Annotated in this window: 15 protein-coding genes; 10 read left to right on the forward strand and 5 right to left on the reverse strand. The window is 72.8% G+C overall.

The genetic code is table 11. The features are described from left to right. Positions 1 to 1,287, forward strand: a 1,287-nt coding sequence (locus LJ221_RS19135) for a PLP-dependent aminotransferase family protein (RefSeq protein WP_241717958.1), incomplete at its 5' end; no start/stop codon positions are given. A 53-nt stretch (positions 1,288 to 1,340) separates the two neighbouring features. Here LJ221_RS19135 and LJ221_RS19140 read toward each other — a convergent pair. From LJ221_RS19140 to LJ221_RS19150, 3 genes are all read right to left on the reverse strand, one after another. Then, positions 1,341 to 2,927: a hypothetical protein gene (locus LJ221_RS19140; RefSeq protein ID WP_374228506.1), complete on the reverse strand. Its 1,587-nt coding sequence runs from the start codon at positions 2,925 to 2,927 to the stop codon at positions 1,341 to 1,343. 118 nt (positions 2,928 to 3,045) lie between these two features. Continuing rightward, complete coding sequence (locus LJ221_RS19145; RefSeq protein ID WP_093849355.1) at positions 3,046 to 3,240, reverse strand: hypothetical protein; 195 nt, start codon at positions 3,238 to 3,240, stop codon at positions 3,046 to 3,048. Between the two features lie 384 nt (positions 3,241 to 3,624). After that, positions 3,625 to 3,867 (reverse strand): DUF2277 domain-containing protein, encoded by a 243-nt coding sequence (locus LJ221_RS19150; protein ID WP_241717959.1) that lies wholly within the window; start codon positions 3,865 to 3,867, stop codon positions 3,625 to 3,627. 80 nt (positions 3,868 to 3,947) lie between these two features. Here LJ221_RS19150 and LJ221_RS19155 point away from each other — a divergent pair, with 80 nt between their 5' ends. Continuing rightward, the gene (locus LJ221_RS19155; protein ID WP_241717960.1) at positions 3,948 to 5,003 is read left to right on the forward strand and encodes a glucose 1-dehydrogenase; all 1,056 of its coding nucleotides are present in this window, start codon (positions 3,948 to 3,950) and stop codon (positions 5,001 to 5,003) included. Between the two features lie 52 nt (positions 5,004 to 5,055). Here the strand turns inward: LJ221_RS19155 and LJ221_RS19160 are convergent, their stop codons facing one another. After that, positions 5,056 to 6,873 carry a glycoside hydrolase family 15 protein gene (locus tag LJ221_RS19160; RefSeq protein ID WP_241717961.1) on the reverse strand — a complete coding sequence of 606 codons (1,818 nt, stop codon included), beginning with the start codon at positions 6,871 to 6,873 and terminating at the stop codon, positions 5,056 to 5,058. Between the two features lie 211 nt (positions 6,874 to 7,084). Between LJ221_RS19160 and LJ221_RS19165 the strand changes: the two genes are divergently transcribed. From LJ221_RS19165 to LJ221_RS19195, 7 genes are all read left to right on the forward strand, one after another. After that, a complete protein-coding gene (locus tag LJ221_RS19165; protein ID WP_241717962.1) occupies positions 7,085 to 7,903 on the forward strand; it encodes a DUF2382 domain-containing protein in 819 nt (272 codons plus the stop codon). Positions 7,904 to 8,114: 211 nt separating this feature from the next. Further along, positions 8,115 to 8,813 (forward strand): hypothetical protein, encoded by a 699-nt coding sequence (locus LJ221_RS19170; protein ID WP_241717963.1) that lies wholly within the window; start codon positions 8,115 to 8,117, stop codon positions 8,811 to 8,813. 1 nt (position 8,814) lies between these two features. After that, a complete protein-coding gene (locus LJ221_RS19175) occupies positions 8,815 to 9,252 on the forward strand; it encodes a phage holin family protein (RefSeq protein WP_241717964.1) in 438 nt (145 codons plus the stop codon). Further along, positions 9,228 to 9,878, forward strand: a complete 651-nt coding sequence (locus LJ221_RS19180) for a DUF3618 domain-containing protein (protein ID WP_241717965.1) — start codon at positions 9,228 to 9,230, stop codon at positions 9,876 to 9,878. Before LJ221_RS19175 ends, LJ221_RS19180 begins: the two co-directional genes overlap by 25 nt. Before the next feature lie 74 nt (positions 9,879 to 9,952). Further along, a complete protein-coding gene (locus LJ221_RS19185) occupies positions 9,953 to 10,942 on the forward strand; it encodes a YihY/virulence factor BrkB family protein (RefSeq protein ID WP_241717966.1) in 990 nt (329 codons plus the stop codon). 94 nt (positions 10,943 to 11,036) lie between these two features. Next, entirely contained in the window at positions 11,037 to 11,402 is a 366-nt protein-coding gene (locus LJ221_RS19190) for a phage holin family protein (RefSeq protein WP_241717967.1), read from the forward strand. Positions 11,403 to 11,497: 95 nt separating this feature from the next. Next, the gene (locus tag LJ221_RS19195; protein WP_241717968.1) at positions 11,498 to 11,692 is read left to right on the forward strand and encodes a hypothetical protein; all 195 of its coding nucleotides are present in this window, start codon (positions 11,498 to 11,500) and stop codon (positions 11,690 to 11,692) included. Between the two features lie 263 nt (positions 11,693 to 11,955). Here LJ221_RS19195 and LJ221_RS19200 read toward each other — a convergent pair whose 3' ends face one another. Further along, positions 11,956 to 12,789, reverse strand: coding sequence for an SAM-dependent methyltransferase (locus LJ221_RS19200; RefSeq protein WP_241717969.1), 834 nt, complete (start codon positions 12,787 to 12,789; stop codon positions 11,956 to 11,958). A 417-nt stretch (positions 12,790 to 13,206) separates the two neighbouring features. Between LJ221_RS19200 and LJ221_RS19205 the strand changes: the two genes are divergently transcribed. Continuing rightward, entirely contained in the window at positions 13,207 to 14,091 is an 885-nt protein-coding gene (locus tag LJ221_RS19205) for an RNA polymerase sigma factor SigF (RefSeq protein ID WP_241717970.1), read from the forward strand. Positions 14,092 to 14,177 lie beyond the last annotated feature (86 nt).

Raw genomic sequence — 14,177 nt, forward strand, 5'->3', positions numbered from 1 at the left:
CCGCAGGAGTTCCTCCTCGTAGGAGCGGCGGTCGCGGGGAGCTGGACGGCCCTGCCCGCCGGCAACCCCCTGCCGTCCGGCGGACTGGCGCCCCTGCCGCCCGACGCCGCCGGGACCATGATCGACCTGGGCTGTGCCGCTCTTCCCGCCCCCGAGCCCTGGCTCACCCGGGCCTTCCAGAGGGCCCTGGCCGATCTGCCCCCCTACGCCCACACACACGGCGACTACCCGGCGGGGCTACCGGTCCTGCGTCAGGCCCTGGCCGACCGCTACACCGCCCGCGGTGTCCCGACTATGCCCGAGCAGATCATGATCACCACCGGTGCCATGGGCGCGGTGGTCGCGATCCGCGCGCTGTTCGTGCCGCGTGGCGAGCGCGTCGCCGTGGAGCACCCCTCCTACGCCAACGTGCTGCGCCTGCTGAGCGAGGCGGGCGCCCGGCTGGTGCCCGTCGCGATGGGCGAGGGGTTCACCGGCTGGGACCTGCCCGCCTGGCGCCGGGTGCTGCGGGACGCGGCGCCGCGGATGGCGTACGTCATCGCCGACTTCCACAACCCCACCGGCGCCCTGGCCGGAGAGGAGCAGCGCAGGGAACTGGTGGCCGCGGCCCGGGCCGCGGGGACCGTGCTGGTGGCGGACGAGACCATGGCCGGTCTCGACCTCGACGTCCTGCCCGGTGAACCGGCACCCCGCCCGCTCGCGGCGTTCGACCCGGGCGGCTCCACCGTCGTCACGGTCGGCTCGGCCAGCAAGGCTGTCTGGGCCGGGCTGCGCATCGGCTGGATCCGGGCCGCGCCCGAGACCATCCGCAGCCTGGTCACGGCGCGCGTCTACGCCGACCTCGGCAGTCCCGTGCTGGAGCAGCTCGCCGTCGCCCGGCTGCTGGCGGAGGCCGACGGACAGGACGGTGGGGGCAGCGGCTGGGACCAGGCCATGGAGATCCACCGTGAGCGGGCCCGGGAGAACCGCGCCGCCCTCATCGAGGCCCTCCGGGAGCACCTCCCCGACTGGAGGTTCACCGTCCCGCGCGGCGGTCTCACCTTGTGGGTGCGCACCGGAGACCTGTCCGGATCGCGGATCGCCGAGGCGGGCGAGCGGCTCGGGGTGCGCGTTCCCTCCGGGCCGCGCTTCGGGGTGGACGGGGCGTTCGAGGGCTATGTGCGGCTGCCGTTCACGGTCTCCGGCCCCGTGGCGGCCGAGGCCGCGGCCCGGCTGGCGGCGGCCACGCGACTGGTCGCCGAGGGGCGGAGCGTGGGGAGCGACGTCCCGCGCAGCTCCGTCGCCTGAACCGCCGCCCGGGTGGCGGTTCAGGCGACGGAGCTGCGGAACCGGAGCCTCTCTCAGGGGACCGGACGCCGGGCCGGGGCCTTCGGCGGACCGGTCACCGGCTCCGGCAGCAGTTCCAGGACCGCCCGCCGCTGCGGCTCGGCCGCGTCCCGGTCGAAGGGGTCCGGGGCGGCGGGTACCTGGAGGCGGTGCACCGGTCCCGAGCCCAGCCGGGCGTAACCGCGCCCCGGGGGCACCTCGGGCGGCGGCGTGGTCGACGGGGCCTCACCGAGCACCGCCCGTACCTCCTGCGGCGTCGCCGCGCCGAGCACCACCCGCGCCCGGGTGTACGCGCGGACGGCCCCGGTCAGCTCCCCCGCGCCCTCGAACTGGTCGGCCAGCGCCACGGTCACCCGTACCGCGCGCCCGTACCGCAGGGGCACCTGGAGCAGATCCTGCGGGTCGCGCTGCCCCTCGGCACGGGCCAGGTGGCTGAGCACCGAGGGCCGGTCGACCAGCACCCACAGCGGGCGGCAGACGTCCTCCGGCGCGTCCCGTCCGGTCTGGCGGATCCGGTTGGCGGCCAGCAGTCTGCGCTCGGTCTCCCGCACCACCCACTCCAGCGCCGACAGAGCACCGGCCGGTGTGGACTCCACCGCCAGCACCCTGCCGCGCCCGGCCAGGAACTCGTACTCGCCCGCTCCGCCGCCGTCCACGACCAGCACCTCGCCCTGCCGCAGGGCCTGGAGCGCGACCGACCGCAGCAGCGTGGTGGTCCCCGACCCCGGACGGCCCAGTGCCAGCAGGTGCGGTTCGGTGGAGCGCGGACCCGTACGCCACACCACCGGAGGCACGTCCCGCCGCTCGCCGCCCTCCTCGACCACCGGCACCGTGCGGGGGACGGTGTGGAGGTCGGTGAAGCCCAGCACGGTCTCGCCGGGCGCGGTGACGAAGCGCTGCGCGCAGACCCCGGCGGGAAGCGGCGGCAGCGCGGTCAGGGCCAGCTCGCCCAGCTCCTCGTCCCAGGCGAAGTGGTACTCCCGGCCCCGCCCGGCCTTGGCGGACAGCAGTTCCTGGAGGCGTGCGCGGGACTCCTGGTCGCCGTCGCCGAAGTGCGGCGGGTAGCGCAGCCGCAGCCGGGCCAGCCGCCCCTCCTCGGTGAACGCGAAGCCGGTGAAGGCCCGCCGCCAGTCGCCGTCGCGGGCGTACAGGGGCCGGGGACGGGGGTCGTCGGCGAGCGACAGATGCGGTACCAGCGCTTCGTAGAGGGTCTGCAGCCGTGCGCGTTCGGCCTCGCCCGGCTCGCCCCCGGCGGTGTCCGAGGACCGGTCGCGGCCCTGCCGGAGAGCGGCGCAGGCCAGGGCGACCGCCCCCACCAGCGGCCCGTACGGAGTCAGCCACAGCACCAGCAGGCAGACGGTCACGGCGAGCAGCGCCGGACCCCGCCGCTCCCGGGGGATACGCTCCCAGCGGCGCCGTCCCGCGGAGGCGAGACGGCCCAGCCCGCGGGCGGCCACGGCCGGCAGGTGCAGCGCGTCGAGGGCGTGGTCCGCGGCCGCCCGCCGCAGGTCGCGCCCGCGCGCCGGCGTGGCGTCCGGTGCGCGGTGGGGATGGGAAGCGTGCAGCGGGGTGAGTGCCGGGGGGAAGGGCCGCCAGGCCACGCCTGATCTCCTGCCGTCCAGAGCCCTGGGGCTCGAAGTCCTGGGGTCGTGGGTGTGGGGTTCCGGTGGGTGCACCGGAGATGCCGTGCCGGGAGGGGGACCGCGCCGGAAAGGCTCCCTAGAAGGGGATGTTCCCGAGGAGGTTGGCGAGGGTGTCCCCGCCCGCCTGGATACCTGGCGCGATCGCCGATCCCGCCAGGTAGAACCCGAAGAGCGCGCACACGATGGCGTGGGAGAGCTTGAGGTTGTCCTTGCGGAAGAACAGGAAGACGATCACTCCGAACAGCAGGACACCGGAGATCGACAGCACCATGGGTCAACTCCCTGTGTGACGATGGGTTTGTCACCGTGTGTTCCACAAGCTTCACAGAGTGTCCATAAGGCCGAAAGCGGCGGAAGGGTGATATCAGTACATTTCTTCTGATCTGCCCGGATGCGCCTCCGGAGGGAGGGGGCGGCGGCTCTCCGGAGGGTGGAAGCCGACGCGCGGACCACTCCACTGGTCTCCCCCGACTGTCTGCGGCACGCGGTCGAGGCCGCCGGCGTGCCGGACGAGGCGGCCCGGGCGGCGGGGTGCCTTCCGGTACGAGCCCGCTGGAGCCGGTCTCGGTCGGCTGCGTGACGGCGAGCCCAGGCCGGTGTCCGTCGGCCACGGCTCCGTCCGGAGGGCAGGGGGCCGGGGGAGTGGGTGAGGAGGTCAGGAGCGGGCCGGAGGCCGCCGGAGCGGGCCGCCCCGGCCGCGTACCTCCAGGTCGTCCAGGAGCTCCCGGGTCGCCTCTGCCACGGCCTCGACGGCGCGCTCGAACGCGGCGCGGTTGTGGGCGGCGGGCTCCCTGAAACCCGAGACCTTGCGGACGTACTGCAGGGCGGCGGCGCGGATGTCCTCGTCGCTCACCTCGGGCGCCATGGGCGGTCGGAGTGTCCTGATGCTGCGGCACATGCCCCCAGTATGGAGCGTGTCCGGCGCGGTCGGGGGTACCGGATAGGAACACCGGACCCCGCCCGACGGATGGAGTGGACGTGCAGGCGCTGACCGTGGCTCCCGACCGGAAGAACTCCCTGCGGCTCGACACCCTCCCCGACCCTGGACCGGGGGAGGGGGAGCTGCTGGTGGACGGCCTGGCCGTCGGTGTGTGCGGCACTGATCTGGAGATCCTCTCGGGGAGCCATGGAGCCCCTCCGCCGGGCCGGGAGCGCCTGGTCATCGGCCACGAGTCCCTGGGCCGGGTGCGCCAGGCTCCGCCGGACAGCGGCTGGGTGCCCGGCGACCTGGCCGTGGGCGTCGTCCGCCGGCCCGATCCCGTGCCGTGCGGGGCGTGCGCCCACGGTTACTTCGACATGTGCCGCAACGGGCTGTTCACCGAGCGCGGCATCAAGGGGCTCGACGGGTACGCCTCGACGTCCTGGACGGTCGAGGCCGACTACGCGGTGCGACTGGACCCCGGACTGGAACACGTCGGGGTGCTCATGGAGCCCGCCACCGTGGTGGCCAAGGCATGGGACCAGGTGGAGCGCATCGGCGGGAGGTCCTGGTTCGCCCCGCACTCGGTGCTGGTCACGGGGGCCGGGCCGATCGGGCTGCTCGCCGCGCTGCTCGGGCACCAGCGCGATCTGGAGGTCCATGTACTGGACCGGGCGGAGAGCGGCCCCAAACCCGAGCTGGTCCGGCGGCTGGGCGCCGAGTACCACCGCGATGACGCCGAGCGGGTCATGGAGCGGGTGCGGCCGGACGTGGTGATCGAGGCGACCGGCGCCGCGCCGGTCGTCTTCGGGGTGATGTCGGCGATGGATCCCTACGGAGTGCTCTGCCTGACCGGGCTGTCGCCCGCCGGACGCACCCTGGAGGTGGACGCCGGATACCTCAACCGCGAACTGGTGCTGGACAACTCCGCCGTGGTCGGCTCGGTCAACGCCAACCGGCGGCACTACGCCGCCGCGGCCGCGGCTCTCGCCGGGGCGGACCGGGGCTGGCTGGACGCGCTGATCACCCGCCGGGTGCCGTTGGAGTCCTTCGCGGACGCCTTCGAACGGCGCCCGGACGACGTCAAGACGGTCATCGAGCTCACCCGGCACTGATCCCGGGCCGGGTGCTTCCGGCCGGGGTGCCCGCTCCTGAGCCGGGCCCGGCTCAGGAGCTCCCGTCGCCGGAGCGGAGTCGGGAGGGGCCCCGGCTCCCGGCCAGGTTCTGCGCGGTGTCGATCAGCGGGATGTGGGAGAGGGCCTGGGGGAAGTTGCCGACCAGCCGGCGGTGTCCGGTGTCGTACTCCTCCGAGAGCAGGCCCAGGTCGTTGCGCAGGTCCAGCAGCCGCTCGAACAGCTCCCGCCCCTCCCGGACGCGGCCCTGGAGGATGTAGTTGTCGGCCAGCCAGAAGGAGCAGGGCAGGAAGGCCGCCTCGCCGGCGGGCAGGCCGTCCACGGAGTCGGTGCGGCTGCTCGTGGTGTAGCGCCGCACGAGGCCGTCCCCGAGCAGCTCCCGCTCGATCGCGGCCACGGTGCCCTTCATCCGGGGGTCGTCGGCGGGCAGGAAACCCACGGACGGGATGAGCAGCAGCGAGGCGTCCAGTTCCGCGGAGCCGTAGTACTGGGTGAAGGTCGCGCGGTCGGCGTCGTAGCCGTGCGCGCAGACCTCCCGGAAGATTTCCCGCCGCAGGCTCCTCCACCGGTACGCGGGCCCGTCCAGGCCGAAGCGCTCCACCGCCTTCACCGCCCGGTCGGCGGCCACCCAGGCCATCACCTTGGAGTGGGTGAAGTCCCGGCGCGGGCCGCGCACCTCCCAGATGCCGTTGTCGGGGTCGCGCCAGTGCGACTCCAGGAAGTCCATCAGCACGCGCTGGACCCGCCAGGCGTCGGGGTCCGGTGGCACGCCGTGGGCCCTGGCCTGGTGCAGGGCGTCCATGAGCTCCCCGTGGACGTCCAGCTGGAGCTGTCCGGAGGCGGCGTTGCCGATGCGCACGGGACGGGAGCGCTCGTATCCGGGCAGCCAGTCCAGCTCCGTCTCGGACAGCAGCCGCTCGCCCTCGACCCCGTACATGATCCGCATTCGCCGCGGGTCGCCGGCCAGCGCGCGCAGCAGCCAGTCGCGCCAGGCCACCGCCTCCCGCTCGTATCCGGACTCCAGCAGCGCCATGAGGGTGAAGGTGGCGTCGCGCAGCCAGCAGAAGCGGTAGTCCCAGTTGCGCACCCCGCCCAGCTGCTCGGGCAGGGAGGTGGTGGGGGCGGCCACGATGCCGCCGCTGGGCGAGTAACTCAGGGCCTTGAGCGTGATCAGGGAGCGCACCACCGCCTCCCGGTACTCGCCGGAGTAGGTGCAGCGGGCGGCCCACTCCCGCCACCACCGTTCGGTGGCGGACACGGTCCGCAGCAGCTCCGCGGTGTCCGGCCGGTCCGGATCCCCGTGGTGCAGTCCTCTCCAGGCCAGCCGGAAAGCCACTTTCCCGCCCGCGTCGACGGAGAACTCCGCGGCGCACTCACCGCCGTCCACGGTGAAGTCCGCCCCGGAGTCGAGGACGACCACGTCCGGTCCCGCGTAGGCGCGCAGTCTGCGTCCCTCGGGCCGCAGCCAGGCAGGGGTGACGCCGTAGTCGAAGCACAGGCGCACCAGCGAGCGCATCCGCACCCGCCCTTCCAGGCCCTCGACGATACGCACCACCGAGGGGTGATCGCCGTCGACAGGCATGCAGTCGGTCACCCGGGCCCGGCCCTCGGGGCCCGCGTAGTCGGTCTCCAGTACCGCGCTGTCGCCCCGGTAGCGGCGGGCCACCGGCCGGACCCGGCCGCTGGGGGCGAGCAGCCAGCGGCCGTGCTCGGGACGGCCCAACAGGGCGGCGAAGCAGGCGTCGGAGTCGAACCGGGGCAGGCACAGCCAGTCCACCGAGCCGTCGTAGCCCACCAGCGCGGCGGTGCGTGTGTCACCCAGCAGGGCGTAGTCCTCAAGCCGGAGCGGCACGCGGTGTTCTCCCTTCGGCCCGCTCGGGTCACCGGGGACCGGAGTACCCGGTCCTCCCGCCGTTACACGGATGAACCGGGGGAGGACGCACTTGGGCAAGTGGGAGGCCGTTCATTCTTGACCGACTTTACATTTTTTGTAGGTTTTCAGGTCCTTTCGGGTGGTTACCCGCAGCCTTGGAGTCAGAGGAACCGGCGACGAGGAGAGCCTCATGATCACCAAGGAGCAGATACCCGAGGTGCTGGACCACCAGGTCTACGACGCCGAGGGCAAGAAGATCGGGGAGGCCGGGCATGTCTTCCTCGACGACGTGACGGGCCGGCCGGAGTGGGCCAGCGTCCGCACCGGGCTCTTCGGCAGCCATGAGACCTTCGTTCCGATCCACGACGCGGACATGGTGGAGGACCACCTGGAGGTGCCGTACTCCAAGGACCAGGTCAAGGGCGCGCCTCACGTCGACGTGGACCAGGGTGGGCACCTGTCCGAGCAGGAGGAGCGCCGTCTGTACGACTACTACGGCGTCGACTGGGGCGGTTACGGGCAGGAGACCGGCCGCACCGGCACCGGCACGGCGGGTGCCGCGGGAACGGCCGCCGCGGCGGGCACGGCCGGTACGGCGGGGGGCCGCACCGGAGCCCGTGGCCGCGACGAGGCCATGACGCGCTCCGAGGAGGAGATGCGCGTCGGCGTCGAGCGCCAGGAGGCCGGCAAGGCCCGGCTGCGCAAGTACGTGGTCACCGAGGAGGTCCAGAAGACGGTGCCCGTGCGGCGCGAGGAGGTCCGGGTGGAGCGTGAGCCCATCACCGAGGAGAACAGGGGCGAGGCCACGAGTGGCCCGGAGATCTCCGAGGCCGAGTACGAGGTGACCCTGCACGAGGAGCGTCCGGTGGTCGAGACCGAGACGCATCCGGTGGAGCGGGTGCGTCTGACCACCGACGAGCGCACCGACGAGGAGACCGTCAAGGGGCGGGTGCGCAAGGAGCGCATCGAGGAGGAGAGGGCCGACGACGAGCGGCGCCGCCGCCGTTGAACCGCCGGTTCCACCCCTTGGGGCCCGTTCGGAGACGACCTCTTCCGTTCGGGCCCCGGTCGTGCCGGAGCGCGCCCGGGGTCTTCCGGGGTGACGGGCGAAGGGGATGTCGGGTGAATGCCGGGTCGAAGATCGGGTACTTCGCCCTTCGTGAGCCACTGGTCACATATGACGCAAAAGGCGAATTCCGCAGGACCAACTGGAGGCACCGGTGAGTGAATCTCCGATCACGGGCAACGGCCCCGCACAGCAGACAGGTCAGACCGCGAAGCAGGAGACCCGCGCCACGGCCGACCGGGCGAAGGAAGCCGCGGGCACCGTGGCCGGCAGCGCCAGGGGTCAGGCGCGCAACGTGACGGGCGAGGCCCGCGACCAGGCCGTCAACGTGGCGGGCCACCTCAGGGAGCGTGCCACGCAGGAGGCGGACACGCAGACCAGGAGGACGGCCGGCACCATACGCCAGTGGGCCGACGACCTGTCGGGCATGGCGGAGAACACCCGGTCCGACTCCCCGGTGCGGAACCTGGCGGCCCAGGCCGCCGACGGCGGCCGCCGCGCGGCGGACACACTGGAGGAGCGGGGCGTCGGCGGTCTGGTCGAGGGTGTGGAGTCCTTCGCGCGGCGCCGTCCGGGCGCGTTCCTGGCGGGTGCGGCACTGGCCGGCTTCGTCATCGGGCGCATGGCCAAGGCGGGCACCAAGGCGGACCGTCACGGGCAGGACGGCTCCGGTACGGCGCAGGCCCAGGGATACGAGGCATACCCGCAGTCCCCGGGCGGAGAGGTCCGGCAGATGCCGGGCTACGGGGAGCCCTCCCACGGCGCCCCCCCGGGCGCCCCGGGCACCGGCGGCTACGGGGCCACCGGTACCTACGGAGCCCCCGACACCCCCCGCAGTCCGGAGGTGGGCTGACATGGCGCACACGACTCATCGGCCGGACACCGATCCGGAGGTCCGGGGCGGGACGGCGCGGGAGGACGCCTCGATCGGCGAGCTGCTCTCCGCGGTCACCTCGGACGCGCAGAAGCTGTTCCGGCAGGAAGTGGAGCTGGCCAAGGCCGAGATCCGCGAGGAGGCCGCCAAGGCGGGCAAGGCCGCCGGTATGTACGGCGGGGCCGGGTTCGCCGGCTACATGACCGTTCTGTTCGCCTCCCTGGCGCTCACCTTCGGCCTGGCCAACGTCATGGACTGGGGCTGGGCGGCACTCATCGTCACCGCCCTGTGGGGCGTGGCTGCGGCCGTGATGTACGTGATGGGCCGCTCGAGGATGAAGCAGGTCCACCCCAAGCCGGAGCGCACCGTCCAGACCCTCAAGGAGGACGCCGAATGGGCACGTCACCCGACGAGCTGAGGGCTCGGATCGACACCACCCGGCAGGAGCTGTCGGAGGACGTCGGCAGGCTCGCCGACCAAGCCAACCCCCGCCACGCCGTCCGCCGCCGCAAGGAGCGGGCGCGGGGCAGGATGACCGTAGTACGGGAGCGAGTTATGGGAACCACCTCGGACACGACACAGTCGGTCCGTGAGAGTGCCGGGCACACCGCGGACAGGGCGCGCGAGGGGGTCGGACAGGCGGGCGAGGCCGTCAAGGCCACTCCCCACCGCGCCGCGCGGAAGACCCAGGGCAACCCCCTGGCCGCCGGTGTGATCGCCTTCGGCGCCGGGATGCTGACGGCCTCGGTGATGCGCGGCTCGCGCAAGGAGGAGCAGGCGGTGGGCCGGCTCTCCGAGAAGGCGGGCGGACTGGCCGAACCGGTCAGGGAAGCGGCGATGGAGTCGGTGGAGCACCTGAGGGAGGACGCCAGGCAGTCCGGCCGGCAGGCGGCCCGGCAGGTCAAGGAGACCGCGTCGGACGCCGCCCGCACCACCGCCGAGGAGGCCCGCGGACAGGCGGGCGAGATCAAGGGCCAGGCCCGCCGGTCCGGGCAGGGTGTGGCCGACGAGACCCGACGCCAGAGCCCCGGCTCGGCGCACTGAGACGACCCCGCGGCGGCCGCCCCTTCCCCCGTGGGCGGGGGCGGCCCGGCCGGGAACAGGTGAGGTGCCACCACATGTCGAAGCAGAAGAGCGGGCAGCGGCGGGACGGTTCCGCCAGGCAGGCCCCCGAGGAGCCCACCGACCTGTCGAAGAGGTCCTGGAAGGGCGTGCTGAGGCGCACGGTCGCCGAGTTCAAGGACGACAACGTCACGGACTGGGCCGCCGCCCTCACCTACTACGGAATCCTGTCGATCTTCCCCGCGTTGCTCGCGCTGGTGTCGATCCTGGGTGTGATCGGCAGCTCCGCGATCCAGCCGCTGATCGACAACCTGGGCAGCATCGCGCCGGGCGCCGCGCGCGACATCCTCGAGAGCATGCTCACGCAGCTCCGGGGCAACCAGGGCGCCGCGGGGTTCGCGCTGGTCATCGGTCTCGCCCTGGCGATCTGGTCCGCGTCCGGCTACGTCGCCGCCTTCATGCGCGCCTCCAACGCCATCTACGACATCGAGGAGGGGCGGCCGATCTGGATGACGCTGCCGGTGCGGGTGGGCATCACCCTGATCCTGCTGGTCATCCTGGCGCTGAGTTCCGTCGCCGTGGTCTTCACCGGTGACATCGCGCAGCGGGCCGGCGACGTCATCGGTCTGGGCGGCACCTTCCTGACGGTGTGGAGCATCGCCAAGTGGCCGGTGCTGGTCCTGCTGGTCGCCTTCATGATCGCGCTGCTGTACTGGGCCGCGCCCAACGTCAAGCGCCGCCTCCGCTGGGTCAGTCCGGGCAGTCTGGTCGCCGTGCTGCTGTGGATCGTGGCATCGGCCGCCTTCGCCTTCTACGTCGCCAACTTCGGCAACTACAACAAGACGTACGGCAGCCTGGCCGGTGTGATCATCTTCTTGATCTGGCTGTGGATCACCAACATCGTGATCCTGCTGGGCCAGGAGATCAACGCCGAGATCGAGCGCGGACGGGCCATGGAGGACGGACACCCGGCCGACGAGGAGCCCTACGTCGAGCCGCGCGACACCCGCAAGTTCTCCGGGGACAACCCCAGCGGCCGGGGCTGACCCCGGCACAACGCGCGCGGGGCATCGGACGGACCGCGGCGGGAACACGAGCACCGGGCCGACCGGGCGGACCGGCCCGGAGGGAGAGGGAGACATGCCGCAGAGCGGAACCGCGGGTGAGCACATCGCCGATGCCGTCGAGCAGGTGACCCGGGAGGCGTCCGAACTGTTCCGCGACCGCTTCCAGGGGTTCGGCGACGGACTGCGGGCCGCCGCCCGGCACACGGGTGCGGGCGGTGCGCTGCTGGGCGGCGCCGGGGTGTGCGCCGTGCTGGCGGTGGGCTCCGCCCACCGGGCGGCGCTGCGGGCCCTGGAGTCCGTTCTGCACCCGGCGCGGGCGGCGGCCGTGCTCTCGCTGGCCTACACCGCGGGGGCCGGGGCGCTGGCGAGACTGGGACGCGACCGGCTCAGGGCCGCCGGGCGCGCCTCGGGGACGTGCCCGGAGCAGACTGGTCCGTGACCGTGTGCGCCGTTCCGGGCGAATCGGCCGGGAAAGTGAGGGTACGCGGCAGGCAACCCCGCTCACGGGGTGGAACCGAGCAGAGGAGGCCCGCCGTGAAGGGTGAACACGACAAGGAAGAGTCCTCCGCACCGCGGCCGACGCGCCTGCGCACCGGCGGCGAGCAGCCGGTGGACCCGGAGGACCTGGTCAGGCTGTCCGGCCGCGAGCCCACGCCGGAGCGGATCGAGAAGGCGCGCAGGGAACTGGAGGAACACGGAGCCGCCGCCGTCGAGAAGTACCTCCCCTAGCGAGCCGGTCCACGGTGCCGCCCGCCCCGCGGACGGCACCGTTCCCGGCCGTCGGCCGGTGTGTTCCACGAGGATCCCGGCGGCCGTCCGGCGTGGCGACGCCCGGGCGGTCCGTACGTCCGCGCTCTCCCTGCGGCGCCCCTCGCCGACGACACCACCATCACCCCGCGGAGCGCGGACGGGGCGCCGGGGCCGGCACGCCTTCGGAGCGGAAGCGTGGCCGCAGGCGCCATGCCGGGCGCTGAGCCGCCGCGCTCCGGCCGTCAGGGTTTGACGCCGACCCCGCCGTACTCGTCCACGGCGGGGGGAAGGCCGCCGGAGAGCGGGGTTTCGGTCGGCGGGGCTTCCGGCCGCCACCGCGAGACCGGCACCACGCCCGGCTCCAGAACCTCCAGCCCCCTGAAGTACCCGGCGATCTGCTCAGGGGTGCGCAGCAGGTAGGGGGCCCCGGCCATCTCGTTGTAGAACCGCTGCGCGCGGTTGAACGCCTCGGTGCCGTCGGTGCCGTCGTTGCTCACCAGGCAGCTGCCCGAGGGCAGGGCGGCCATCAGCCGTTTCACGGTCGCCCTGGCCTCGTCGTAGTCCTCGACGTGGCCCAGGACGTTCATCAGCATCAGGCCGACCGGGCGGTCGAGGTCCAGAGTCCGGGCGGCCTCGGCCAGGATGGTGTCGGGGCTGCGCAGATCGGCGTCGATGTAGGCGGTGGCGCCCTCGGGGGTGGAGGTCAGCAGGGCCCGGGCGTGGGCCAGGACCAGGGGGTCGTTGTCGACGTAGACGATCCGCGACTCGGGGGCGACCCGCTGGGCGACCTCGTGGGTGTTGTCGGCGGTGGGCAGTCCGGTGCCGATGTCCAGGAACTGCCGGACGCCCAGTCCGCCGGCCAGGTGCGTCACGGCGCGGGAGAGGAAACTCCGCGAGGCGCGGGCGAGTTCCACGATTCCGGGGAAGATCTCCTGGTACCGGTCGCCCGCCTCGCGGTCGGCGGTGTAGTTGTCCTTGCCGCCCAGCCAGTAGTTCCAGATCCGCGCCGAGTGCGGAATGCTGCGGTCGATCGCGGACAGCGCGTCCCGGTCACTGCGGGGCCGGCCGTCGGTCATGGGACCCTCCTGATGCTGTGCCCTGTGTGACGGCGGCCGGGCCGGCCACCGTGCACAACCTAGTGCCGCGCCGGCCGAGGCTCACCCCGCTCGCCGCCTCCCCCGGCCGGAGACCGGGGGTGCCTCGCCACCGGGTGGACCCCGGCTGGCGCGGCACTGGAACCCGTCGCTCTCCGTGCGCCGGTGGCCGTGCGGCCGGGCGGGAGGCAGAGTGGTCCCGGTGGCCCGCAGGCCATCGCGAACATGCTATTCACATGTATGTGCTGTGAGAAGTAAATCCGTTATGGTGGCCTTTACCCCGGGTGATTAACAGACATCGTGTGTACATAGGCAAAACCTCACCCGGATGGGCGTGTGAGCTGTTCGGGGCCGGGTACGCGCCGTGCTGCACATGACAGATCAAAAGAGGAGGGCACGATGCGTACTCTGAGCCCGGAGGTTCAGCTGACGAGCGGTGACGTCTTGCCGGACCAGGAGCAGGAGACCGCCTCCACTGATCTGCCCGAACTGCCGAGAATCGAGGACGCGGGCAAGGTCGCGCCCCGCGACGCCCGGCAGCTGTCGAAGCTGTTCTTCGAGCGCCTGCGCGTGCTGGAGGAGGGGACGCACGAGTACCAGTACGCGCGCAACACCCTCATCGAGCTCAACCTGACGCTCGTCAACTACGTCGCCTCCCGGTTCCGCCACCGTGCGGAACCGATGGACGACATCGTCCAGGTCGGCACCATCGGTCTGATCAAGGCCATCGACCGCTTCGACCTGAGCCGCGAGGTGGAGTTCACCTCCTTCGCCGTCCCGTACATCGTGGGGGAGATCAAGCGCTTCTTCCGGGACACCAGCTGGGCCGTGCGCGTTCCGCGCCGGCTGCAGGAGCTGCGCATCGAGCTGGCCCGGGCGAACGAGGAACTCGGCCGCCGACTGGGCCGCTCCGCCACCACCGAGGAGCTGGCGGAGTTCATGAACGTCACGGTCGAAGAGGTCGTCGAGGGCCAGGTGGCGAGCAACGGCTACGTCGCCGGCTCCCTGGACCTCCCCGTGGGCGACGAGGGCAAGGACACCCCTCTGGCCGACCAGCTCGGGGACATCGACCCCGCCCTGGAGAAGGTGGAGAACCTCCATGCCCTCAAGCCGCTGATGGAGCAGCTCGACGAGCGCGACCGGCGCATCCTGCAGATGCGCTTCGGCGGCGACATGACGCAGTCGGAGATCGGGGCCGAGCTGGGAATCTCGCAGATGCACGTCTCCCGGCTGCTGAGCAGGGCTCTGGCGCGCCTCCGTGAGGGCATGCTGACCCAGAAGTGAGCCATGGCCGGCGCCCGCCGCGGGCGGCGCGCACGGCTGCGCGGGGCCCTGCGTCTGCCGGCTACCCAGTACGGCCTTGAGAACTG

This window comes from Streptomyces sp. CNQ085, from assembly GCF_022614595.1.
In the GTDB taxonomy this organism is placed as follows: Bacteria; Actinomycetota; Actinomycetes; order Streptomycetales; family Streptomycetaceae; genus Streptomyces.